Here is a 23,334-nt window from a genome sequence, read left to right as displayed (position 1 = left end):
GGCTCAGGCGCCCCGCATGTGGGGATCGAGTCGGTCGCGCACCGCGTCTCCCAGCAGATTGATGCCCAGCAGGGTGAGCGAGATGCACAGGCCCGGCAGCACGGCGAGCCAGGCGGCGTTGGCGATGAAGGGCCGGCTCGCGGCCAGCATGTTGCCCCAGGTCGGCGCGGGCGGCGGCACGCCCAGGCCGAGGAAGCTCAGTGCGCTCTCGGCCAGCAGCGCCCAGCCGAACATCGAGGTCGCGAGCACGATCAGCGGCGCGATGCAGTTCGGCAGGATGTGGCGCGCCACGGTGTAGAGCTCCGAGTTGCCCATCACGCGCGAGGCGGCCACGTAGTCGCGCTCGCGCAGCGACAGCACCGCGCCGCGCACGATGCGCGCCACCGAGGGCGCGTAGGCGATGCCCAGCGCGACCACGATGCCGTATTCGCTGGCGCCGAACACGGCCAGCAGTCCGAGCGCGAGCAGGATGCCGGGGAAGGCCAGCAGCGCATCGTTGAAGGCCATCAGCACGCGGTCGGTCCAGCCGCGCAGGTAGCCGGCGAGCACGCCCGCCACCGTGCCCAGGCACACGGCCAGCATCACGGTGAGCAGGCTGATGCGGGTGCTGGTGGCGGCGGCCGTCATCAGCCGGCTGAGCACGTCGCGCCCGAACTCGTCGGTGCCCAGCCAGTGCGCGGCGCCGGGCGCGGCGAGGCGGCCGGTGTAGCCGATGGCCAGCGGATCGAAGGGGGTCCAGAAGAGCCCGGTCACGGCGGTGGCGACCAGCAGGCCCACGAGCGTGGCGCCGATCGCGGCGTTGAGGGGGACGGCTTTCATTCCTCGCCCACCCGCGGGTCGAAGAAGGGATAGCAGAGGTCGACCACGAGATTGATCATGATGTAGACGAAGGCAACGAACAGAAGGCAGCCCTGGATCACGGGGTAGTCGCGCCCGAAGATCGAGTCGACGAGCAGGCGGCCCAGGCCGGGGATGGTGAAGACGGTTTCCACCACCGCGATGCCGCCGAGCAGGTTGCCCAGCACCAGGCCGATCAGGGTCCAGGTCGGGCCGAAGGCATTGCGGAAGGCATGGCGCCAGAGCACCACCGATTCGGACAGGCCCTTGGCGCGGGCATGCGTGATGTAGTCGAGGCGCAGCACCTCGAGCGTGCTGGCGCGCGCCATGCGGATCAGGATGCCGGTCTCGTGCAGCACCAGCGTGGCGATGGGCAGCACGATGTAGACCGCCGCGGCCACCGGGTCTTCGGCGAAGGCCACGTAGCCCACCACCGGCAGCCAGCCCAGCTTGAGGCCGAAGACGTAGAGCAGCATCAGGCCGAGCCAGAAGCTGGGGATGGACAGCAGCACGGTGGCGGTGCCGACCAGCCCGATGTCGAGCTTGCCGTTCTGGCGCCAGGCCGCGAGCATGCCCGCGGGCACGGCGATCGCGGCCGCCAGCGCGACCGCGATGAACACGATGCGCGCGCTCACCACGAAATGCTCGAGCACCAGCGGCAGCACCGGCTCGCCGGTGCGGATGGAGGCGCCGAGGTCGCCCTGCAGCACCTGCAGCAGCCAGCGCCCGAACTGCGCGGCCAGGCCCAGGTCCAGGCCCAGGCGATGGCGCAGGTCGGCCAGGCTGGCGGCGTCGGCCTGGTCGCCGAGCATCAGCGCGGCCGGGTCGCCCGGGATCAGGCGGATCAGGAAGAACACCGCGACCGCGCTGATGAACAGCGTGGGCAGCGCGGTGGCGAGCCGGCGGGAGACGAAACGCATCATCTTGAGGGGTCCTCGGTACGGGGCCGCATGCTCAGGTCCCCACGCGCGCGGTCCACAGCCGCGGCTTGCCTTCCCACGGGCTGAAGCCGCTCACGCGCTTGGCGCGGACCCAGACCGTCAGGCCGTTGTAGAGCGTGATCAGCGGCACGTCGACCAGCGAGAGCTCGTGCAGCCGGTCGAAGATCTTGCGCCGCTCGGCCGGGTCGCTCACCACCTTGGCGCCCTCGATCATCGCCAGCGCCTCGGGGTTGTCCCAGACCTTGCGCGGCTGGCGCGCCTTGTCGCCCACGAACTGCTCGTAGCTCAGCGCCGGGTCCAGCCGGCCGGAGTAGGAGAAGGACATCATCTGGTAGTTGCCCGCGTTGTAGCGGTCGAGCTGGGTGGCCCATTCGAGCACCTCGATCTCGACCTTGATGCCCACGGCCTGCAGCATGGCCTGGGTCACGAGCGCGACCTGGAAGCTGGGCATCGGCGCGCGCTTGTTGGCCACCAGCTTGATCGTCTGGCCCTTGTAGCTGCTCTCCTTGAGCAGCGCCTTGGCCAGCGCGAGGTCGGTCTTGAAGCCCTTGCGCTGCACCGCATCCATGTAGACCGAGCGCTCGAACACCGCCGAGTTGTTGGGCTTGGACAGCCCGTCGCTGGCGACGTCGACCAGCTGCTTGTAGTCGAGCGCGGCGGCCACCGCACGGCGGAACTTCGGGTCCGACATCAGCGGGTCGCGGGTCTGAAACAGCAGCACGTGCTTGGACGAGTCGGGCTCGGGCATGGTCACCAGCAGCGGGTTGCCGCGGGTCTCGGCCACGTCGGAGGACAGCAGCTGCGCGATGTCGATCGAGCGCGCCGCCACCGCCAGCTTGACCGTGGCCGCATCGGGGATCACCTGGAACTCGACCTGGTCGACGCTGGGCGTCTTGAGGCCCACGTAGCCGTCGGCCTTGGTTCCTTCGGGCGAGGTGTAGCCCTCGAAGCGCGTGAGCGTCACGCCGCGGCCGCGCTTCCAGTCGGTGAGCTGGTAGGGGCCGGTGCCGATCGGGCGGTCCCAGCTGCCGTCGGGCTTGACCGAGGCCTTGTGCAGGATGGCGGTCATGCCGCAGTCGGTGCGCGCCAGCGTGTCGAGCAGCAGCGCGCTGCGGCGGTTGATGCGCAGCACGAAGGTCTGCGCGTCGGGCGCTTCGGCCGATGTCACCTTGAGGTCGTTGCGGCCGTCGAACTCGGCCAGGCAGCGCCACTCGGTCTTCGGGTCCATGTAGCGCTGCCAGCTCCACAGCGCATCGGCCGACGTGAGCTTCTCGCCGTTGTGGAAGCGCACGTCGGTGCGCAGCTTGAAGGTGTAGCTCAGGCCGTCGGGCGAGACCGTGACCGAGCGCGCCAGCAGCGGCTTGACGTCGCCGCCCTCGCCGTAGCCGACCAGGCCCTCGACGACGTTCGCGATCACGCCGTCGGTGTTGTCATCGCGGTTGACGCCGGGGTTGGTGCTGCGGATGTCCGCCGGCAGCGCGACGGTGATGCGGGTGGCGGCGACGGCCGTGCCGACGGCCGGCAGCGCGAGCAGCAACGCAGTGGTGAGGAGCAGGGGTTTCATCGTCGGTCCGTTGAAGGGGTGAGGGGCATGGCTTCAGGGCGTCGTCGTGGCCAGGGTCGCCGCGCGGTGCCGCGCGAGCTGTTCGGCCAGGTAGGGCTTGGCATGCCGGATGGCCGGTGCCGCATCGTGGCCCGCGCCTGCGATGACCTCGTGCGCCACCGCGAGGCCGGCCGCCACCAGCGAGCGCCGCAGCGTCTCCAGCCGCTCGGGCCGCGAGGCGCCGGCCTGGTTGGCGCCGGCCATCCAGAAGCGGCCGCCCTCGCGGTGCGTGATCTCGCGGCCGTCGAGGTCCTCGGCGCCCACCAGCAGCTGCACCGGCACCTGGCGCAGGGCCGCGCGGTCCAGCGGGCGGCCGAAGCAGGCGGCGATGTCGCGCGTGCCGACCCACCAGTCCTGGCCGTCGTCGACCAGCGTGACCGAGCCCGGCGCGCCCAGCGACGCGGCCCACAGGTGTTGCGGCTGCAGCAGCAGGAAGCGGTTGGCGAACTGCGCGCCGCCCGAGAAGCCGAACAGGCCGAAGGTCGGCGCGGCCAGCGCGTAGCGCCGCCGCACGTCCTCGACGATGCCCAGCAGCACCTCGTCGTAGCGGATGCCGCCCTGGCTCAGGTACTTGTAGTCGTCGCCCTTGGCGTCGTCGCCCAGCCCCACGGGGAACAGCGGGCAGACCACCACCACCTGCTGCGCCTCGGCGAAGTCGGCGAACTGGTCCCGGAAGTCCATGAAGGTGCGCGGGCTGCCATGGACCACGACCAGGATCTCGGCCGGCGTCGCGCCCGCCTGGTAGCCCGGCGGCACGTAGAGGCAGTAGTGGAAGCGGGGATCGGCCGAGGCCGCATACACCGTGGTGGCGCCCAGGTCGTAGTAGCCGAAGACCAGGGGCGCTGCATCGCCGCGGGCGGGGGGATAGAATTGGTGATCCAAAATTAGATCCAAAAATTGATGGAGCGAATTCTATGGACTTGAATCGGGCTCCGCAACCTGTTTCGGCGCCGGCACGCCACGCAGATCGTGACGCAGGAACGGTGCCATGCCGCGCCGCTATGCTTGGCGCGCCGGCCGCCGCGCGCGTGCACCACGAATGGCCATGAACACCCAGACCCAAGACATCAAGGAAGCGCCCAAGGGGGCGGACGCCGTCGCCGACGCCATCACCTCGGACATCGCCGCGGGGCGGCTCACGAACGGCACCTGGCTCAAGCAGGTGGACCTCGAGCAGCGCTACGGCTGCTCGCGCGCGGACGTGCGCCGGGCGCTGGAGAAGCTGGCGGTCAAGGGGGTGGTGCAGCGCATTCCCGACCGCGGTTTCTATGTGGCGGTGATCGACGAAGCACGCCACCGCGAACTGGTGGAGGTGCGCGTGGTGCTGGAGAGCGCGACCGCGCCCGGCATCGTCGCGGCCGCGACCGAGGCCGACATCGCCGACCTGCGCGCGCTGGCGACGCGCTTCGCGGCCTGCATCCGCGACGGCGACGCGGCGCAGAAGTTCACGGCCAACCGCGACTTCCATGTGCGGCTCACGGAGCTCTGCCCGAACCGCGAACTGGCGAAGCTGGCGCTGGACGTGCGCGGCAACATCCCGACCACGCCGGTGGTCCAGTGGTGGACCCAGGCGCGCATCGAACGCTCGGCCGAGGAGCATTTCCAGATGGTCGACGCGATCGCGGCACGCGATGCCGCGGAACTCACGCGGCTGATCGGGCTGCACATCCTGCAGCCCGATTCGAAGCGCGCGGGGTGAGGGCGCCGGCGGCGCCCCGTGTCAGGCGTGTGCTGCGGCCTGCGGCTTGAGCAGGTCCAGCGCCACGTCGACGATCATGTCCTCCTGGCCGCCGACCATCTTGCGCCGGCCCAACTCGACCAGGATGTCCACGGTCTTGAGGCCGTACTTCTGCGCCGCGGCCTCCGCATGGCGCAGGAAGCTCGAGTACACGCCGGCATAGCCCAGCGCCAGCGTCTCGCGGTCCACGCGCACCGGACGGTCCTGCAGCGGGCGCACCAGGTCGTCGGCCGCGTCCATCAGGCGGTAGAGATCGCAGCCGTGGTTCCAGCCCAGGCGCGCGGCCGCGGCGATGAAGACCTCCAGCGGCGCGTTGCCCGCGCCCGCGCCCATGCCGGCCAGGCTGGCATCGATGCGGTCGCAGCCTTCCTCGACGGCCACGATGGAATTGGCCACGCCCAGGCTCAGGTTATGGTGCGCATGGATGCCGGTGGCGGTCTCGGGCTTGAGCACCTCCTTGAAGGCGCGGAAGCGCTCCCGCACGTCCTGCATGCCCAGCGCGCCGCCGGAGTCGACCACGTAGACGCAGGTGGCGCCGTAGCTTTCCATCAGCCTGGCCTGCTCGGCCAGCTTCTGCGGCGTGGTCATGTGGCTCATCATCAGGAAGCCCACCGGGTCCATGCCCAGTTCGCGCGCGTACTCCAGGTGCTGGCGCGAGACGTCGGCTTCGGTGCAGTGGGTCGCCACGCGCACCACGCGCGCGCCGGCGTCGTAGGCATTGCGCAGGTCGTGCGTGGTGCCGATGCCGGGCAGCAGCAGGGTCGCGATCTTCGCGTGCTGCACGCTCTCGGCCGCGGCGGCGATCCACTCCACGTCGGTGTGGGCGCCGAAGCCGTAGTTGAAGCTGGAGCCTTCCAGGCCGTCGCCGTGCGCGACCTCGAGGCTGTCGACGCCGGCGGCGTCGAGCGCGGCCGCGATGGCGCGCACATTGGCCAGGCTGTACTGGTGGCGGATGGCGTGGCTGCCGTCGCGCAGCGTCACGTCGGAGATGTAGAGTTTCTTGGCGGTCATGCTGCTTCCTTCAGGCCGCGCGCGATGCCGGCGGCGATGCGGCGCCGGGCCATCATGTCGGCGCAGGCCAGAGCGGCCGAGGTCATGATGTCGAGGTTGCCGGCGTACGCGGGCAGGTAGTGGGCGGCGCCCTCGACTTCGAGGAACACCGAGGTCTTGAGGCCGTGGCGCAGGCCCAGGCCGGGGATGTTGAGCGGCGCCTCGGGCGGCACCACATCGAACTGCACGCGCTGCTTCAGGCGGTAGCCCGGCACATAGGCCTGCACGCTCGCCACCATCTGTTCGATGCTGCGTTCCACCGCGGCTTGGTCGGCGGGCTCCGAGAGAACGAACACCGTGTCGCGCATGATCAACGGCGGCTCGGCCGGGTTCAGCACGATGATGGCCTTGCCGCGCTGTGCGCCGCCCAGCTTCTCGATCGCGGCGCGCGTGGTCTCGGTGAACTCGTCGATGTTGGCGCGCGTGCCCGGGCCGGCGGACTTGCTGGAGATCGAGGCCACGATCTCGCCGTAGTAGACCTTGGCCACGCGCGAGACGGCCGCCACGATCGGGATCGTCGCCTGCCCGCCGCAGGTCACCATGTTCATGTTGCTGGCGTTCTCGGCCTCGAGGTTGATGGCCGGGATCACGTAGGGGCCGATGGCCGCGGGCGTCAGGTCGATCACCTGCACGCCGTGCTGCTGCAGCACCTCGTTGTGGCGGGCATGCGCGCCGGCCGAGGTGGCGTCGAAGACGATGTCGATGTCGGGGAAGATGTCGAGCGCGAGCAGGCCGTCCAGGCCCTGAGCCGTGGTCGCCACGCCCAGGCGGGCAGCGCGCTGCAGGCCTTCCGAGGCCGGGTCCACGCCGACCATCGCGCCCATCTCCAGGTGCTGGCTGTTGCGCATCACCTTGATCATCAGGTCGGTCCCGATGTTGCCGGGGCCGATGATCGCGACCTTGAGCCGGGCGCTCACGATGCGGGCTCCGCTTTGGCCGCCTTCTTCTCGGCCTCGATGTCGCTGCGTGTGCGGTCGCCGATGGCCCAGTGGGTGCGCGGCACCTCGGTGGCGACGACGCGGATGGTCTCCAGCGGCGCGCTGAGCGTCTGGTGCACGACGCGCGCGACCTCCCGCAGGCATTGGCTCACGGTGGCGGCGTCGCGCCCCTCGAGCATCTGGATGTGGACGATGGGCATGGGTTTCCCTTGTGGATGGTGATGAAATTTCTGGGGCGGGGAAGGCGAGGCGGGTCAGTCGAGGCTCACGCCGGCGGACTGCACCACCTTGCCCCACTTGATGCTCTCGGCCTGCATGAAGCTGGCCAGTGCCTTGGGCTCGCCGCCGGTCAGTTCCACGCCGGTGGCCGCGAAGCGCTGCACCAGGTCGGGCCGCTTGAGCGTGGTGTTGACCGCCGCATTGAGCTTGTGCAGCACGTCGGCGGGCAGGGCGGCCGGGCCGACGATGGCGAACCAGGCGACGGACTCGAAGCCCTTCACGGTCTCGGCGATGGCCGGCAGGCCCTTGATCGCCGCCACCGGCTGCGCCGTCGCCACGCCCAGGCCGCGCATGCGGCCCGACTCGACGAAGGGCAGGGTCGAGGGCGAGTTGTCGAACATCACCTGGATCGCGCCGCCCATGAGGTCGTTGGCCGCCGGCGAACTGCCGCGGTAGGGCACGTGCACCAGGTCGAGGCCGGCCTGCGACTTGAGCAGTTCCATCGTGAGGTGGCTGGTGGTGCCGTTGCCCTGCGAGCCGTACGAGAGCTTGCCCGGATGCGACTTGGCGTAGGCGATGAACTCGGCCACCGTCTTGTAGGGCTGCGCGGGGTTCGTTACCAGCACGATCGGCACCGAGGCCAGCATGCCGATCGGCGACAGGTCCTTGACCGGGTCGTAGCCCTGGCGCTTGTAGAGATGCTGGTTGATGCTCAGCGGGCCCGCGGTGCTGACCAGCAGCGTGTAGCCGTCGGGCTTGGCGCGCACCACCACCTCGGTGCCCACGTTGCCGCCGGCGCCGGGCCGGTTGTCGACGATCACCGTCTGCTTGAGCTCGCGGCCCATGCCTTCGGCCACGGCGCGCGCCAGGATGTCGGTCGTGCCGCCCGGCGGGAACGGGACCACGATGGTGATCGGGCGGCTCGGGAAGTTCTGTGCCATGCCGGCCGTGGCGAAGGCCATCAGCGTGCCGCAGGCCAGCAGGCGGGCGAGGTGTCGAATCGGGTTTGTCTTCATTGTTCTGTTCCAGTTGTCTTCTGTTGGGGGGTCAGTCGTCGAAGCCGTACAGCCGTGCCGGGTTGCGCACCAGCATCTGCTGCTGCACCTCGGGATCGGGGACCCAGAGCGGGATCAGGTCGACGGTGTCGGCGTCGTTGGGCATCGGCCCTGCATGGATCGGGTGCGGCCAGTTGGTGCCCCACAGCAGCCGGTCGGGCCGGGCCCGCGCGACCGCGTGCACCATCGGCAGCATGTCGGGGTGCGGGTAGGGCAGCGAGGACGAGCGGTAGAGGCTGGCCAGCTTGACCCAGCAGCGGTCTGTGGCCAGCAGGTCCATCACGGCCGCGAAGCCTTCGCTCTGCGTGCCCTCGCTGCCCAGCACATGGCCCAGGTGGTCGAGCACGAAGGGGTTGGGCAGGGCGCGCAGGCGCGGGGCGAGCGCCGTCAGCTCGGCCGAGTGCCGCAGGTGCAGCACCAGGTGCCACCCCAGTGCGTGTGTGGCCTCGGCCAGCGCTTCGAGATGCTCGAAGTTCGCGCCGCCGCGCACCACGGTCGAGATGCGGCAGCCGCGCATGCCGCCGTCGTGCAGCGCCTGCAGCGCCGCGGGCGAGAGGCCGGGCCGGATCACCGCCACGCCGCGGGCGCGCACGCCGAGCGCCTCGATCGCATCGAGCGTGGCGCGGTTGTCGGTGCCGTGCGCGCCGCCCTGCACCAGCACGCAGCGGTCGATGCCCAGCGTGTCGAGCAGCGTCCGGTACTGGTCGACCGTGCAGTCTTCCGGCGTGTAGCTGCGCTCGGGCGAGAAGGGGTAGCGCGCCTGCGGACCGAAGACATGCGCATGCGTGTCGACGGCGCCGCGCGGCAGCGTGAAGCGCGGCTGGCGGAGGTTGCGGTCCGGGCCCGGGCACGGCGGTGCCGCAACGCCCGCGGTGGTGGGCGTGCTCACGCTGCGGCGGCCTTCGAGGCGGCGTCCTCGCGCTGGGCGAGATCGGCCAGGATGTCGGCGCCGCGGTTGGCCGCGGGCAGGCCGCGGAACAGGAAGCACAGGCTGATGACCGCCTGCAGTTCGGCCCAGCCCGCGCCGGCGCGGCGTGCCGCCAGGCCGTGCGTGGTGGCCGCGTCGTTCATGTCCATCAGCAGCATGCCGAACAGCATCAGCTGCACGGTCTTGGGGTCGAGCACGTCGGTGTACATCGCGTGCGTGCGCATCTGCTCCTGCAGGTCGAGCATCTTCGGGTCCAGCGCGCCCGTGACATGGAAGCGCGACTGGATGCGCGGCGGCACGTAGCCCAGCAGGTCGCGGTAGACCTGGCCGCGTTCCTCGGGGCTTTGCTGGCCCTCGAGGTAGGGGCCGATGACGCGCTCGATCACCGAAGGGTCGAAGGGCTTGGCGGGGGTGGAACTCATGGTGTCTGTCTCCTGGTGTTGTGGGGCGAAAGAAAGGCGGCCTCAGCCCTTCAGGTGGAAGCCGGCCTGGCCGAGCCGCTCCATCTCGATCGAGACGTACTGTCCCGGGTGGATCCATTCGGCCGGCGTGGCGCCGCCGGCCATCACGATCCAGCCGGCCTGCAGCGGCTCGCCGGCCGCGGCCGAGAGCCGCGCGGCCGCCACCAGCGAACGCAGCGGGTGGCCCAGCAGCGCGGCGGTGGAGCCCACCTGCGCCACGCGGCCGTCGATGTTCAGCGTGAGGCCGAGGTTGCCGAAGTCCACCCGGCGCGGATCGCTCCAGGGGCCGATCACGAAGGCGCTCGACGAGGCGTTGTCGGCGATCACCTCGGGCAGCGTGAACTTGAAGTCCTGGTAGCGCGAATCGATGATCTCCAGCGCGGGTGCGATGGCCTCGACCGCGGCCAGTGCCTCCGGCCCCGTGACGTCGCCTGCCAGCGGCTTCTTGAGCACGAAGGCCAGCTCGGGTTCGCAGCGCGGATGCACGAAGCGCGAGAAGTCGATGGCCGTGCCTTCCTCCACCTGCATGCTGGAGGTGAGCCGGCCCCAGATCACGTCCGACAGCCCCATCTGGAGCATCTTGGCGCGGCTGGTGAAGCCCATCTTCACGCCCACGCGGCGTTCGCCGCGCGCGATGCGGCGCCGGATCGACGCGGCCTGGATGGCATAGGCCTCTTCCAGGCCCAGGCGGTTCTCGGGATCGATCTGCGGCAGCTCTCGGGCCTCGCGCGCGCAGCTGTCGAGCAGCTCGGCGAAGTGTTCGATGGAAGGGGTCGTGGTGTCGTTCATGCCTTGTCTCCGCCAGGGGCTGCCGCGAAGGCCGCGCGCACGCTGCCCAGGCCGTTGATGTGGGTCTCGAAGATGTCGCCTGGCGCCACGGCCACCATCGGGCCGAGCGCGCCCGAAAGCACCAGGTCGCCCGCGCGCAGCGGTGCGCCCAGCCGGGCCATGGTGCGGGCCAGCCACACCACGGCATTGAGGGGATGGCCCAGGCAGGCCGCGCCGGCGCCGGTCGACACCGGCTCGCCGCGCCGCAGCATGGCCATGCCGGCCAGGCGCAGGTCGAAGTCGGCCAGCTTGCGCGGCGTGGTGCCGAGCACGTAGGCGCCGGCCGAGGCGTTGTCCGCGACGGTGTCGACGAACTTGATGTTCCAGGCCGCGATGCGGCTGCCGACGATCTCGATGGCAGGCAGCGCGTAGTCGATGGCGCGGATCAGGTCGGTGTGGCCGGGCAGCGCCATGTCGAGGTCGCGGCCGAGCACGAAGGCGATCTCGGCCTCGACCTTGGGCTGGTGCAGCACCTCGGCGGGCACCGGTTCGCCGTCGCCATAGACCATGTCGTCGAACAGCACGCCGAAGTCGGGCTGGTCGACGCCGAGCTGCTGCTGCACCACGCGCGAGGTCAGGCCGATCTTGCAGCCGACGACGCGCCGGCCTTCCTGCTGCACGCGCAGTTCGGTGTTGATCTTCTGGATGGCGTAGGCATCGTCCCCGGTGATGTCGGTGAACTGTTCGCGCAGCGGCGCGATGAAGCGGCCGGTGCGCGCCGCGTCGCGCAGCGCGGCCGCGGCCTGCAGGTGTTGCTGGGGTGTCATGGGATCGAGGTCTCCTTGTTGGGGACTGATCATCCGCAGCACCTTCGATACGGTCAAATACCGATTTTTTCGAGTTTGATACCCTTTGGGTATTGAACAGGAGAACCCATGGACCTGCGACAGATGCGCCTTTTCCTCGCGCTCGCCGAAGAGCGGAACTTCTCGCGCGCGGCCGAGAAGCTGCACATGACCCAGCCGCCGCTCACGCGCCAGATCCGCGCGCTGGAGGAGGGCATGGGCGTTGCGCTGTTCGTGCGCACCCCCAAGGGCGTGGACCTGACCGTCGCCGGCCAAGCGCTGCTGGAGGAGGTGCCCAACGTGCTGTCGCTGGCCCGCCTGGCCGAGGAGCGCACCCTGCGCGCGGCCCGCGGCCTGGGCGGCAAGATCGAGATCGGCATCTTCACCGCCAGCGTGCTCAGCGTGATTCCACAGCTGCTCGCGCGCTTCCATGCGCAGCGGCCCGACGTGCAGATCGGCCTGCACACCATGAGCAAGATCGAGCAGCTCGAGGCGCTGCGCGAGCGGCGCATCACGGTGGGCTTCAACCGGCTGGTGCCCGAGGCCCCCGACATCGCGGTCGAGCCGGTGCGGCGCGAGAAGCTGGTGGTCGGCCTCTACGAGGGCCATCCGCTGTGCGCGCGCAAGACCGTGTCGCTGCGCGACCTCGAGGACCAGCCCATGATCCTCTACCCCAACCTGCCCATCGCGGGCCTGGCGCAGGCCGTCACCGCGGCCTTCCAGCGCGCCAAGCTGCGCCTGCGGGTGGAGCAGGAGGTGGAGGACGTGCTGACCTGCGTGGCGCTGGTCTCGGCCGGCTTCGGCGTCTGCATCACGACCGAGCCCGCGATGAACCTGCGCCTGCCCAACATGGTGTACCGGCCGCTGCGCGCCAGCGACCTCAACGACGTGGAACTGAGCTGCCTCTACCGCCGCGACGACCGCTCGCCGGTGCTGCTGGCTTTTCTCGATGTGGTCGATGTGTACCGCAAGAGCAGCATGCAGCGGTCCGTTGCGCCGCGCGCGTCGGCGACGCGTTGACGGGCCGCGGTTGCCTGCCGTTCGTCATCCCGTAGGCGCTCTGAGGCCGGCGCCGGGTCTTTCACTCCCGGCGACGAATTTGCCGGGGCGCGCCAGCAAGATTCACTGCAAGAGGCCCGAAGTTCGATCGAACTTGCGGGGCCTCCCGCCCTAAATTTGTGGGATCACTTCACCGATCACACACAGGGTCTCGTCATGAAAGTCATCGTCCTCGGCGGCGGCGTCATTGGAATCAGCAGCGCCTACTACCTCGCGAAGTCGGGCGCCGAAGTCACGCTGCTCGACCGGCAGCCGGGGCCGGCGCTGGAAACCAGCTTCGCCAACGCGGGCCAGGTCTCGCCCGGCTACTCCACACCCTGGGCCGCGCCGGGCATCCCGCTGAAAGCCATGAAGTGGATGTTCCAGAAGCATGCGCCGCTCGCGATCCGGCTCGACGGCAGCCTGTTCCAGCTGCAGTGGATGGCGCAGATGCTGCGCCACTGTTCGCCCGAGCGCTATGCGGTCAACAAGGAACGCATGATGCGCGTGGCCGAGTACAGCCGGGCCTGCCTGCAGCAGCTGCGCGCCGACACCGGCATCCAGTACGAGCAGCGCACCGGCGGCACGCTGCAGCTGTTCCGCACGCAGGCGCAGGTCGATGCGGTGCAGCGCGACATCGCGGTGCTCGAGGAATGCAATGTGCCCTACGAGTTGCTGCGCGCCGACCAGCTCGCAGCGGTCGAGCCCAGCCTGGCCCAGGCGCGCGACCGGCTCGCGGGCGGGCTGCGCCTGCCCAAGGACGAAACCGGCGACTGCCACCGCTTCACCACCGCGCTGTGCGAACTCTCGCGCGACCTGGGCGTGGACTTCCGTTTCGGCCAGTCGGTCGACGGGCTGGTCACCGAAGGCGGCCGCATCACCGGCGTGCGCGTGGGCGCCGAGGTGTTGAGGGCCGACCGCTTCGTGCTGGCCTTCGGCAGCTACTCGCGCAGCTTTCTGCAGTCGGTCGACATCGACCTGCCGGTCTACCCGGTCAAGGGCTATTCGCTGACCGTGCCGCTGGTCGATCCGGCCTTCGCGCCGCAGTCGACCGTGCTGGACGAGACCTACAAGATCGCGGTCACGCGCTTCGACGACCGCATCCGCGTGGGCGGCATGGCCGAGCTCGGCGGCTTCGACCTGCGGCTCGATCCGCGGCGCCGTGCAACGCTCGAGCTGGTGGTCAAGGACCTGTTCCCCGGCGGCGACGTGGCGGCGGCGAGCTTCTGGACCGGCCTGCGGCCCATGACGCCCGACAGCACGCCGGTGATCGGCGCGACGAAATACCCGAACCTGTTCCTCAACACCGGCCACGGCACCCTGGGCTGGACCATGGCTTGCGGCTCGGCCAGGCTGATCGCCGACATGGTGACCGGCCGGCGCCCCGAGATCAGCAGCAGCGGCCTGGGCATCGACCGCTACGCGAGCGAAGGCGCGCGCCATCGCGCACTGCAGCCCTCGGCCGCCTCGACCCCGGCGTCGGCATGACTCGGCCGTCCCGTGCGCGCATCGACCTCGGTGCGCTGCGCCACAACTACGCGCTGGTGCGCCGGCTGCATGGCGGGCGCGCGCTGGCGGTGGTCAAGGCCAACGCCTATGGCCATGGGTCCGTGCGCTGCGCGCAGGCGCTGGAAGGGCAGGCCGACGGCTTCGCGGTCGCCTTCCTCGAAGAGGCCGTGACCCTGCGTTCGGCCGGCATCCGTGCACCGATCCTCGTGCTCGAGGGTCTGTTCGACGCCGACGAGCTGGCGGCGGCGCATGCGCTGGACCTCTGGACCGTCGTGCACCACGAGGCCCAGCTGCGCATGATCGAGGCCGATCCGCATCCGGGCACGCTGCAGGTCTGGCTCAAGGCCGACTCCGGCATGGGCCGGGCCGGCTTCGCGCTGGTCGACATGCCGGCCGCCCATGCGCGCTTGCGCGCCAGTGGGAAGGTCTCGGACATCGTGCTGATGACGCACCTGGCGCAGGCCGACGAGCCGGGCCGCGACATGACGGCGCGCCAGCTCTCGGCCTTCGATGCCGCGACCCGCGATCTGCCCGGCGATCGCAGCCTGAGCAACTCGGCCGGCATCCTCGGCTGGCCCGGGGCCCGGCGCGACTGGGCGCGGCCCGGCATCTGCCTCTACGGCGCGGACCCGATGCCGCCGGCCTGGCGCGCAGAGGGGGACGGGCGCGCGCAGCCGCTGCGGCCGGTGATGCACTTCGAGAGCCAGGTCTTCGCGGTGCGCACGCTGCAACCCGGCGACGCGCTGGGCTACGGCGCCACCTTCGTGGCCGACGCACCCACGCGCGTGGGCCTGGTGGCCGCGGGCTATGCCGACGGCTATCCGCGCCTGGCCGGCACCGGCACGCCGGTGGCGGTCGACGGCATCGTCACGCGGCTCATCGGCCGGGTCTCGATGGACATGCTGACGGTCGACCTGAGCACACGGCCCGAGGCCGGCATCGGCAGCCGGGTCGAGCTGTGGGGCGCGCAGGTCGAGATCAACGAGGTGGCGCGGCGCGCGGGCACCATCGCCTACGAGCTGCTGTGCAACCTCAAGCGCGTGCCGGTCGCCTACGAATAGAAGAAGCAGCGCCGGCCCTCAGGCCGGCGCATGCGCCGCGACCAGGCACTCGGCGAACATCTGCGTGGCGCGCGAGGGTGCGGGTGACTTGCGCACCAGGCTGACGAACTGGCAGGCGTAGTGGAAGCGCTTGGGCGCGATCGCGCGCATCAGGCCGCGCTGCTCGAAGGCCTCGGCATAGTGGTTGGGCAGGAAGCCCAGGAACTCGCCCGAGAGGATCAGTGTGGCGATCGACTCCTGGTCGAAGCCCGTGGCCTTGCGTGGCAGCTCGGCGCGGTGGCTGAGTTCCATGTTGGGCGAGTGGTAGCCCAGGCCCGCAAAGGCGTGGGTCCTCAACTTGGCCCAGGTCAGGCCGGTGTGTGACGCGGTGAACAGCGGATGCTGTTGTCCGCAATAGAGCAGCATGGTCTCGCCGAACAGGTCGGCATAGGCCAGGCTCTCGGAACTGCGGTGCGAGGGGATGACGCCGACCTGGAAGCGGCCGTCGATCACGCCGCGCTCGATGGCGTTGATGCTCGCCACGTGCAGCGACAGGCGCACGCCCGGCGCGGCCGCGCGGAAGCGCGCCACGGCCTCGCCCAGCCGGGCCTGCGGGTTGGTCGCGGTCTTGTCGAACACCGCCACGTCGAGCTGGCCGCCCAGGCGCTGGTGGATGTCGTCGATGCTGTTGCGGAAGGCATCGACCGAGGCCAGCAGCCGCAGCGTCTGCTCGTAGACCTGCTGGCCCTCGGAGGTGAGTGCGAAGCCGGCCCGGCCGCGCCGGCACAGCACCATCGCCAGCCGCGTCTCGAGGTCCTTGACGTGGCGGCTCACGGTGGAGGCGCCGATGTTGAGCTCTAGCTCGGCCGCGGTCATGCCGCCGCATTCGACGACGGTCTTGAACACCCGCAGCAGGCGCAGGTCCATGTCGCTCAATTGGCCGAGCAGGGCGCGCGATTTGGGTTGGGTACTTACTTTCATGGATCGGCAAGTAAACGTGGATATCGCGTCATTTTCACCGGTGATGCGAAGACCAAGAATCGCGGTCTCTCCACCCACCTGAGCCGCGTGCGCCGCGGGTCGTCCGATGTCCATTTCCACTGTCGCTTCCTCCGCCTCGCCGCAGCGCACCGATGCCGCCTCGCTCGACGCCTACTGGATGCCCTACACCGGCAACCGCCACTTCAAGGCCGACCCGCGGATGATCGTGGAGGCCAAGGGCACCTACTTCACCGACAGCGACGGCCGCAAGGTGTTCGACGGCCTGTCGGGCCTGTGGTGCACCGGCCTGGGCCATGGCCGTCCCGAGATCACCGAGGCCGTGAGCCGGCAGATCGCCAAGCTCGACTACGCGCCGGCCTTCCAGTTCGGCCATCCGCTGGCTTTCGAGCTGGCCAACAGGATCAAGGAGCTCACGCCGGCCGGGCTGGACCGCGTGTTCTTCACCAACTCCGGCTCCGACGCGGCCGACACCTCGCTCAAGATGGCACGCGCCTACTGGCGCGCCAAGGGCAAGGCCAGCAAGACGCGGCTGATCGGCCGCGAGAAGGGCTACCACGGCGTGAACTACGGCGGCCTGTCGGTGGGCGGTATCGGCGGCAACCGCAAGGTCTTCGGCGCCGGCATCGAGGCCGACCACCTGCCGCACACGCTGCTGCCCGGCCAGGCCTTCACGCGCGGCATGCCCACGCAGGGGGCCGAACTCGCCGACCGCCTGCTCGACCTGATCGCGCTGCACGACGCCTCGAACATCGCGGCGGTGATCGTCGAGCCGATGTCCGGCTCGGCCGGCGTGGTGGTGCCGCCGCAGGGCTACCTGCAGCGCCTGCGCGACATCTGCACGGCGCACGACATCCTGCTGATCTTCGACGAAGTCATCACCGGCTTCGGCCGCTGCGGCGCGATGACGGGCGCCGAGGCCTTCGGCGTGGTGCCCGACATCATGAACATCGCCAAGCAGGTCACCAACGGCGCGCAGCCGCTGGGCGCGGTGGTCGCCAAGGACGAGATCTACCAGACCTTCATGGACGCGGGCGGCCCCGACTACATGGTCGAGTTCGCGCACGGCTACACCTACTCGGCGCACCCGGTGGCCTGCGCGGCCGGTGTGGCGGCGCTCGAGGTGCTGAAGTCCGAGGACATGATCGGCCGCGTGAAGACGCTGGCACCGTACTTCGAGGAAGCGGTCCACAGCCTCAAGGGTCTGCGGCACGTGACGGACATCCGCAACTACGGCCTGGCCGCGGGCATCACGCTGGCGGCGCTGCCGGGCGAACCCGCGCGCCGGCCCTTCGAGGTCGCGATGGCGTGCTGGCGCAAGGGCTTCTATGTGCGCAGCGGCGGCGACACGGTCCAGCTGGCGCCGGCCTTCGTCACCGAGAAGGCCGAGATCGACCGGCTGGTCAACGCCCTGGGCGAGGCGTTGGCCGAGACGGCCTGAACAGGGCTGCGTGCGGGCCGCTCAGCGGTCCATGCGCAGTGCCATGCTTTCCTTGATCTCTTCCATCACCACGTAGGAGTGCGACTGGGCCGCGACCGGCAGCTTCTTGAGGATGTCGCCGAGCAGGCTGCGGTACTCGTCCATGCCGCCCAGCCGCGCCTTGACCAGGTAGTCGAAATCGCCAGAGACCAGGTGGCACTCCTGCACGTCGGGCACGTGCAGCAGTTCCTGGCGCACCTTGTCGAAGACCTCGCCCGACTTCGAGGCCAGCTTGATCTCGACGAACACCAGCAGCGTCTTGCCCAGCGCCTGCGGCGACAGCTGCGCGTGGTAGCCGGTGATCACGCCCTCGCGTTCCATGCGCTTGACGCGCTCGGAGCAGGGCGAGGTCGACAGGCCGATGCGTTGCGCGAGCTCGGTCATCGCGATGCGGCCCTCGCGCTGGAGGATGTCGAGAATCTTCCGGTCGGTGCGGTCCAGTTCCATCGTTGTCGCCTGGTTGAACGCCCTGAATGGCGCGACAGGAATTCTTCACGCAAAAGACCGAAAGCACAATGAAATCGACTGGTTTTTTGCGAATTTACTAAGCTGATTGATGGGCGATCAGGGCAATGCCGCAAAGGTCGATGCGATGTGCCGCCGCTGTCCGGGCTGCGACTCCACGGCCTCGGACGCGGGCAGGAACTGCTTCCAGGCCAGCGACAGCAATCCGGCCTGCGCCGCGGCGAGCGTGATGCCCGCCAGGATGTCCAGCGGGAAGTGCACCCCGACGTAGATGCGGGCCCAGCCCACGATGCAGGCCAGTGCGAGCATGGCGCCGCCCAGTCGGCGCAGGCCCTCGCGAAAGAGCAGGGCGAAGGCGATGAAGAACATCACCGTCGCATGCGTGCTCGGCGTGGCCGCGCTGGCACGGTGGCTGATGTACGCCGGGACCCATCCCGCCACGAAGGGGCGCGGCACGTCGAAGTGGGCCGCGATCGCATGGGACAGCAGTGAGGCCAGGATCGCACCGGCCACGACGGTGGCGAGATAGCCGCGCTCGGGACGGCGCTTCCATGCGACCCAGGCCAGCGCCGCGGCGCAGGCCCAGGCGCCCCAGAGGGCCGACAGCCAGGCGATGAAGAGCGGCCAGGCGGCGGGCTCGTCGCCGGCCGCCATCCATTGCAGGCATTGGATGTTGAGCGCGCTCATGACGCGGTGGTCGTCGGGCGGGCGCCGTGCGCGCACAAGCGCCCCGCGCGGCGGGCGCGCCTGGGGAGGGAAATCACGATGGAAGCCTTGGGAGCGGGAGTCAGGTGGGGCCGTGGCGTCGCAGGGATCGTCAGGAGTCGTACACGAGGCGCAGGCGGCGGCGTGTGGCGTTAGGCTTCCGAGGGATGCCGAGGTCGGTGGATTCGTCTTTCCGGCCAGCACTGCAGAAAAGCGTTGCGGGATGGCGACGAAAGTTTGAAATTTTCACAGGCGAATTCTAGAAGAGGCCTGTTTGTCTTGCATGAACGAGTCGTTCAGGTTAGGGCTTTGTCTTGGTGCGCCTGCGCACATCCCCCCGGACGCCATCAGGCTTCCAGGGGCGGCATCGGGCCGTCTCCGCGCAGCCACCGGTGGTCGGCGAGCGCGAGCATCTCCTGGTCGCCCCGGCTGTCGCCGTACGCGAACAGCCGTGCGGGCCGATCGTCTCCTAGCCATTGCTGCAGGCGCCGCACCTTCTCCGGCCCCCAGCAGTTGGGCGATGCCAGCTGGCCTCTGAAGCGGCCGTCCGGAAATGCCAGCTCGGTGGCGAGCACGGCGTCGAAACCCATGTCCGCGGCCCAGTGCGCGAGATAGAGCGCAGGCGATGCACTGACGAGTACCAGCGTGTGGCCCAGGCGCTGATGGGCCCGGATCCGTTCGACCATTTCGGGGCGGACCAGCGCGCGCAGCTCGGCACCGGCGTAGCGTCGGGCAGCGCGTTGCAGTTCATCCCTCGAGACCTCGCCCATCGCGGCGCCCAGGAAGCGCGCCTTCGCCTGGGCCCGGTCGCACAGGCCCAGCTTCAGGCCGGCAAGCCACGGCAATGCGCGAAGCACCGCGAGGGCAAAGCGCGCATCGCCCACGGTCTGGCGCACGAAGTCGCGCAGGCTGTCGGTGGTGGTGATGGTGCCGTCGAAATCGAAGGCGGCGACGATGCGCTGCGGCGCGTGCACAGGCGTGTGGAGCGGGGTAGGGGAGGGCGCGAAGGTCATTCTGAAATCAGATGAAGTCCTTCCATATTGTCGTTTGCGCGTCTGCGTGTAGCTACCTACGATGCCTTCTTCTCCCTGGCCCAGCCATCCCATCCGATCATGAGCGCACGGAATGGCCGGCGCCCGGACGGCCCCCCGAACCAAGCCCCTTCGATGCAAGCCCGAACCCTGCTCTCCCCGGACGCGATCCGCTCCGATTTCTCCGCCGCGCTGTCGGCGATGTACCGTCTCGAGGTGCCGCAGTACGGCGTGCTCATGGAGCTGGTGGCCGACATCAATGCCAAGGCGCTGGCGGCCGATCCGGCACTGCGCGAGGCGCTGGCGGCCGGCGACCAGATCGCGCGCCTCGACCAGGAGCGCCACGGCGCGATCCGCGTGGGCACCGAAGAAGAGCTGGCGCTGATCGCCCGCATGTTCGCCGTGATGGGCATGGCGCCCGTGGGCTACTACGACCTGGCCGAAGCCGGCGTGCCGGTGCATTCGACGGCCTTCCGGCCCGTGTCCGACGCCGCGCTCGCGGCCAATCCCTTTCGTGTCTTCACCTCGCTGCTGCGCCTGCCGCTGATCGAGGACCCGGCCTTGCGTGAAGCGGCCGCGGCCATCCTCGGGCGCCGGCGCATCTTCACGCCGCGGGCGCTGGAACTGCTGCAGCGGGCCGAGGCCCAGGGCGGCCTGGATGCCGAGCAGGCCGCGGCCTTCGTGCCGGCGTTGCTCGACACCTTCCGCTGGCACGGCGACGCGACGGTGGACGCCGCGACCTACGAGCACCTGCTCGCCTCGCACCGCCTGGTGGCCGACGTCGTGTGCTTCCGCGGTCCGCACATCAACCACCTGACGCCGCGCACGCTCGACATCGATGCGGCGCAGGCCGAGATGCCGCGCCGCGGCATCGGTGCCAAGGCGCTGATCGAGGGGCCGCCGACGCGGCGCCATCCGATCCTGCTGCGCCAGACCAGCTTCAAGGCGCTGGAGGAACCGATCGCCTTCGCGGGTGCCGAGGGCGCCAGCGGCGCCCACACCGCGCGCTTCGGCGAGATCGAGCAGCGCGGCGCCGCGCTCACCCGCGCCGGCCGCGCGCTCTACAACCGGCTGCTCAACGAGGCGCGCGACGGCGATGTCGCCGCGCCCTACGCCGAGCGGCTGGTGCGCGCCTTCGAGGCCTTTCCCGACGATCTCGATGCGATGCGGCGCACGGGCCTGGCCTTCTTCCGCTACCGGGCCGTGGCCGCGGGCGATGCGGATGCGGCGTCGCAGTCGATCGATGAACTGATGGCGCGCGGCATCGTGCAGGCCGAGCCGATCACCTACGAGGACTTCCTGCCCGTGAGCGCGGCCGGCATCTTCCGCTCGAACCTCGGCGATGCCAGCGGCCCGACCTACGACGCACCCGGCAGCCGGGCCGAGTTCGAGCGCGCGCTGGGCTGCGCGGTGCACGACGAGATCGCGCTCTACGAAGAAGCCGAGCAGCGCTCCATCGCCAACGTGCGCGCGGCGCTGGTCGCGTGACGCCCATGCGCCCCATTCCCTTTGCCGTGCCCTTCGCCGATCCGGCCGGCTCTCCGATCCGCGAGCTCTTTCCGTACCTGAGCCGGCCCGGGATGATCTCGCTGGCCGGCGGCTACCCGTCGGCCGGCCTGTTCGACCAGGCCGGCTTGCAGGACGCCAGCCTGCGCGCGTTGGCCCGGCCCGGCGCATCGTTGCAGTACAGCGCGACCGAGGGTCTGCCGGCGTTGCGCGAAGCGCTGCAGCAGCTGAGCGCGGCGCGCGGCGTCCATTGCGCCAGCGAGGAACTGATCGTGACCACGGGCTCGCAGCAGGCCTTCGACCTGCTCGTGCGCGTGCTGATCGAGCCCGGCGATGCGGTGTACGTCGAGTCGCCCACCTACCCGGCCACGCTGCAGGCGCTGAAGCTCGCGCAGGCGCGCATCGTGCAGGTGCCCGCCGACGAACAGGGCCTGCAGGTCGATGCACTCGAAGCCTTGCTGGCCGACACGCCGCCGGCGCGCCGCCCGAAGCTGCTCTACACCGTGCCCAACTTCTCGAACCCCGGCGGCACGCTGCTGCCGGCCGCGCGGCGCGAGGCGCTGGTGCAGCTGGCCATCCGCCACGGCTTCCTGATCGTGGAAGACGACCCCTACGGCGCGCTCGACTTCGGCGCCGGCACGCCGGCCACGCTGTTCGAGACCGCGCGTGCGCTGGCGCCCGCGCGCAACCCGGTGCTGTACCTGTCGAGCCTGTCGAAGACCGTGGCGCCGGCCCTGCGCATCGGCTGGATGGTCGCGCCGCCCGAGGTGCTGCGCCGCTGCGCGATCGCCAAGCAGACCGCCGACCTTTGCACCTCGTCGCTGGCGCAGGCCATCGCCGCCGAGTACCTGGCCGGCGGCAGCGCCGATGCGGCCATCGCCGCCATGCGTGCCGAGTACGGACGGCGCATGCGGCACATGGTCGGCGCGCTGCGCGAGCGGCTCGGTTCGCGCGTGACCTTCGTCGAGCCGGCGGGCGGCATGTTCGTGTGGTTGCGCACCGCGCCGTCGATCGATCCCCAGCGCCTGTTCGAGGCCGCGGTCGAGGCGGGTGTGCTGTTCGTGCCGGGCCGGGCCTTCTTCGCGGCCGAGGCCGATCCGCACTGCATGCGCCTGACCTATGCCGCGCCGGACGTGCCGCAGATCTCCGAAGGCGTCGCGCGCCTGGCCCAGGCCTTCGACCGCGCCGGCCGCTGAGCCTTCTGCAGCGCCCACGAAAAAGCCGCCTCGAGGGGCGGCTTTTTTGCGGGAGATTGGTCGTGGGCTCTTACGCGACCCACGTTACGGCACATTCACATGCAGGAACACTCTGTAGTTTTTCTCGTCGTGAGCGTTCTGTATCGACGTACCGCCGTGAGATTCGGCGCTGCCTGCAGGGCAAGCCCAATGCAACCTTGGGCAACCCGAATTATACACAAAAGTTGAATGTCGTTGGGTTAATTCGAGAAAACTGGAATGAAGACGCCCGGCGGTTGGTTCTGCGTCGGTTTTTGGCGCGGCCACTGATGCTGTTCGCACGGGTGTCGCCGGCCTAGGCTCGATGCCATGTCTTCGACCCTCCTGCCCACCATCCAACTGCGCAAGCGCAGCCTTCAGATCGAAACCATCTTCCATGAAGGCGGGCCGCCCGCGGGCCGTCCGGTCCGGGTCGCGGCGGCCTGTGCAGTGGTGCGCAATCCCTATGCAGGCCGCTTCGAGCCCGAACTGCTCGCGTTCATGGAGGCGCTCAAGCCATTGGGCGCCAGTCTGGCGCAGGAACTGGCCGCCACGCTGGGCAAGGACCGGGTCGAGGCCTACGGCAAGGCCGCGATCGTGGGCGTCAACGGCGAGATGGAGCACGGCGCGGTCTGGCACGAAGCGGGCGGCTGGGCGATGCGCGAAGCGCTGGGCGCGCCCCAGGCCATCGTGCCTTCGGTCAAGGCCGTGGCGGGCACGGGCTATCGCCTGATGGTCCCGCTGCACCACGTGCATGCGGCCTATGTGCGCAGCCATTTTTCCTCGGCCGAGATCGGCATCCAGGACGCGCCGCGGCCCGACGAGATCCTGTTCGCGCTGGTGATGTCGGATGGCGGGCGCATCCATGCACGCGTGGGCGGATTGAGGGCGGAGGAGATTTCAGTAGGGGATGGACAGCGCTAGGGTTAGTCCCGACGAAGGCGTCCTGCCAATTGTCGTCACC

24 protein-coding genes are annotated in these 23,334 nt (G+C 69.9%); 8 read left to right on the top strand and 16 right to left on the bottom strand.

Features of this window, described 5'->3' with window-relative positions; translation table 11 throughout:
* Positions 1-3: 3 nt before the first annotated feature.
* The 4 genes from K0H49_RS03375 to K0H49_RS03360 are packed head-to-tail and all read right to left on the bottom strand — an operon-like array spanning position 4 to position 4,263.
* The gene (locus tag K0H49_RS03375) at positions 4-819 is read right to left on the bottom strand and encodes an ABC transporter permease (RefSeq protein WP_219209729.1); all 816 of its coding nucleotides are present in this window, start codon (positions 817-819) and stop codon (positions 4-6) included.
* Positions 816-1,760 carry an ABC transporter permease gene (locus K0H49_RS03370; RefSeq protein WP_183023807.1) on the bottom strand — a complete coding sequence of 315 codons (945 nt, stop codon included), beginning with the start codon at positions 1,758-1,760 and terminating at the stop codon, positions 816-818. Before K0H49_RS03370 ends, K0H49_RS03375 begins: the two co-directional genes overlap by 4 nt.
* A gap of 31 nt (positions 1,761-1,791) precedes the next feature.
* Positions 1,792-3,342 carry an ABC transporter substrate-binding protein gene (locus K0H49_RS03365; RefSeq protein WP_219209728.1) on the bottom strand — a complete coding sequence of 517 codons (1,551 nt, stop codon included), beginning with the start codon at positions 3,340-3,342 and terminating at the stop codon, positions 1,792-1,794.
* A gap of 33 nt (positions 3,343-3,375) precedes the next feature.
* Entirely contained in the window at positions 3,376-4,263 is an 888-nt protein-coding gene (locus K0H49_RS03360; protein WP_219209727.1) for an alpha/beta hydrolase, read from the bottom strand.
* 163 nt (positions 4,264-4,426) lie between these two features.
* Between K0H49_RS03360 and K0H49_RS03355 the strand changes: the two genes are divergently transcribed.
* Positions 4,427-5,080, top strand: coding sequence for a GntR family transcriptional regulator (locus K0H49_RS03355; RefSeq protein ID WP_219209726.1), 654 nt, complete (start codon positions 4,427-4,429; stop codon positions 5,078-5,080).
* Between the two features lie 21 nt (positions 5,081-5,101).
* Here the strand turns inward: K0H49_RS03355 and dmpG are convergent, their stop codons facing one another.
* The 8 genes from dmpG to mhpD are packed head-to-tail and all read right to left on the bottom strand — an operon-like array spanning position 5,102 to position 11,365.
* Positions 5,102-6,130, bottom strand: a complete 1,029-nt coding sequence (dmpG, locus tag K0H49_RS03350) for a 4-hydroxy-2-oxovalerate aldolase (RefSeq protein ID WP_219209725.1) — start codon at positions 6,128-6,130, stop codon at positions 5,102-5,104.
* Positions 6,127-7,086, bottom strand: a complete 960-nt coding sequence (locus K0H49_RS03345) for an acetaldehyde dehydrogenase (acetylating) (RefSeq protein WP_219209724.1) — start codon at positions 7,084-7,086, stop codon at positions 6,127-6,129. Before K0H49_RS03345 ends, dmpG begins: the two co-directional genes overlap by 4 nt.
* Positions 7,083-7,307, bottom strand: coding sequence for a tautomerase family protein (locus K0H49_RS03340; RefSeq protein WP_219209723.1), 225 nt, complete (start codon positions 7,305-7,307; stop codon positions 7,083-7,085). The genes K0H49_RS03345 and K0H49_RS03340 overlap by 4 nt, the downstream gene beginning before the upstream one ends.
* Positions 7,308-7,361: 54 nt before the next feature.
* Complete coding sequence (locus K0H49_RS03335) at positions 7,362-8,342, bottom strand: Bug family tripartite tricarboxylate transporter substrate binding protein (RefSeq protein ID WP_257624572.1); 981 nt, start codon at positions 8,340-8,342, stop codon at positions 7,362-7,364.
* Positions 8,343-8,373: 31 nt separating this feature from the next.
* A complete protein-coding gene (locus K0H49_RS03330; RefSeq protein ID WP_219209722.1) occupies positions 8,374-9,270 on the bottom strand; it encodes an amidohydrolase family protein in 897 nt (298 codons plus the stop codon).
* Complete coding sequence (locus tag K0H49_RS03325) at positions 9,267-9,731, bottom strand: carboxymuconolactone decarboxylase family protein (RefSeq protein WP_219209721.1); 465 nt, start codon at positions 9,729-9,731, stop codon at positions 9,267-9,269. The genes K0H49_RS03330 and K0H49_RS03325 overlap by 4 nt, the downstream gene beginning before the upstream one ends.
* Before the next feature lie 42 nt (positions 9,732-9,773).
* Complete coding sequence (locus K0H49_RS03320; RefSeq protein WP_219209720.1) at positions 9,774-10,559, bottom strand: 2-keto-4-pentenoate hydratase; 786 nt, start codon at positions 10,557-10,559, stop codon at positions 9,774-9,776.
* The gene (gene mhpD, locus K0H49_RS03315; RefSeq protein WP_219209719.1) at positions 10,556-11,365 is read right to left on the bottom strand and encodes a 2-keto-4-pentenoate hydratase; all 810 of its coding nucleotides are present in this window, start codon (positions 11,363-11,365) and stop codon (positions 10,556-10,558) included. The genes K0H49_RS03320 and mhpD overlap by 4 nt, the downstream gene beginning before the upstream one ends.
* Before the next feature lie 108 nt (positions 11,366-11,473).
* Here mhpD and K0H49_RS03310 point away from each other — a divergent pair, with 108 nt between their 5' ends.
* From K0H49_RS03310 to alr, 3 genes are all read left to right on the top strand, one after another.
* Complete coding sequence (locus K0H49_RS03310; protein ID WP_219209718.1) at positions 11,474-12,403, top strand: LysR family transcriptional regulator; 930 nt, start codon at positions 11,474-11,476, stop codon at positions 12,401-12,403.
* A 195-nt stretch (positions 12,404-12,598) separates the two neighbouring features.
* A complete protein-coding gene (locus K0H49_RS03305; RefSeq protein WP_219209717.1) occupies positions 12,599-13,909 on the top strand; it encodes a D-amino acid dehydrogenase in 1,311 nt (436 codons plus the stop codon).
* A complete protein-coding gene (gene alr, locus K0H49_RS03300) occupies positions 13,906-14,991 on the top strand; it encodes an alanine racemase (protein ID WP_219209716.1) in 1,086 nt (361 codons plus the stop codon). The genes K0H49_RS03305 and alr overlap by 4 nt, the downstream gene beginning before the upstream one ends.
* Before the next feature lie 18 nt (positions 14,992-15,009).
* Here the strand turns inward: alr and K0H49_RS03295 are convergent, their stop codons facing one another.
* Positions 15,010-15,951 carry a LysR family transcriptional regulator gene (locus K0H49_RS03295; RefSeq protein ID WP_219209715.1) on the bottom strand — a complete coding sequence of 314 codons (942 nt, stop codon included), beginning with the start codon at positions 15,949-15,951 and terminating at the stop codon, positions 15,010-15,012.
* Positions 15,952-16,057: 106 nt separating this feature from the next.
* Here K0H49_RS03295 and K0H49_RS03290 point away from each other — a divergent pair, with 106 nt between their 5' ends.
* Positions 16,058-17,410, top strand: coding sequence for an aspartate aminotransferase family protein (locus K0H49_RS03290; RefSeq protein ID WP_219209714.1), 1,353 nt, complete (start codon positions 16,058-16,060; stop codon positions 17,408-17,410).
* Positions 17,411-17,431: 21 nt separating this feature from the next.
* Here K0H49_RS03290 and K0H49_RS03285 read toward each other — a convergent pair whose 3' ends face one another.
* The 3 genes from K0H49_RS03285 to K0H49_RS03275 all read right to left on the bottom strand — a co-directional run bounded on the left by K0H49_RS03285 (position 17,432) and on the right by K0H49_RS03275 (position 19,632).
* Positions 17,432-17,896, bottom strand: a complete 465-nt coding sequence (locus K0H49_RS03285; protein ID WP_219209713.1) for a winged helix-turn-helix transcriptional regulator — start codon at positions 17,894-17,896, stop codon at positions 17,432-17,434.
* Positions 17,897-18,013: 117 nt separating this feature from the next.
* On the bottom strand, positions 18,014-18,601 hold the full coding sequence (locus tag K0H49_RS03280) for a phosphatase PAP2 family protein (RefSeq protein ID WP_219209712.1): 588 nt from the start codon (positions 18,599-18,601) through the stop codon (positions 18,014-18,016).
* A 365-nt stretch (positions 18,602-18,966) separates the two neighbouring features.
* Positions 18,967-19,632, bottom strand: a complete 666-nt coding sequence (locus tag K0H49_RS03275) for an HAD family hydrolase (RefSeq protein ID WP_219209711.1) — start codon at positions 19,630-19,632, stop codon at positions 18,967-18,969.
* Positions 19,633-19,785: 153 nt separating this feature from the next.
* Between K0H49_RS03275 and hglS the strand changes: the two genes are divergently transcribed.
* The 3 genes from hglS to K0H49_RS03260 all read left to right on the top strand — a co-directional run bounded on the left by hglS (position 19,786) and on the right by K0H49_RS03260 (position 23,294).
* The gene (gene hglS, locus K0H49_RS03270; protein WP_219209710.1) at positions 19,786-21,138 is read left to right on the top strand and encodes a 2-oxoadipate dioxygenase/decarboxylase HglS; all 1,353 of its coding nucleotides are present in this window, start codon (positions 19,786-19,788) and stop codon (positions 21,136-21,138) included.
* A 5-nt stretch (positions 21,139-21,143) separates the two neighbouring features.
* Positions 21,144-22,352, top strand: a complete 1,209-nt coding sequence (locus tag K0H49_RS03265; RefSeq protein ID WP_219209709.1) for an aminotransferase-like domain-containing protein — start codon at positions 21,144-21,146, stop codon at positions 22,350-22,352.
* A gap of 348 nt (positions 22,353-22,700) precedes the next feature.
* Positions 22,701-23,294, top strand: coding sequence for an amino acid synthesis family protein (locus tag K0H49_RS03260; protein WP_374122300.1), 594 nt, complete (start codon positions 22,701-22,703; stop codon positions 23,292-23,294).
* Positions 23,295-23,334 lie beyond the last annotated feature (40 nt).

Source organism: Variovorax boronicumulans, assembly GCF_019352895.1.
Taxonomy (GTDB): Bacteria; Pseudomonadota; Gammaproteobacteria; order Burkholderiales; family Burkholderiaceae_C; genus Variovorax; species Variovorax boronicumulans_A.
The sequence above is the reverse complement of the archived record's forward strand: the minus strand, read 5'-3'. Positions and strand labels throughout refer to the sequence as shown.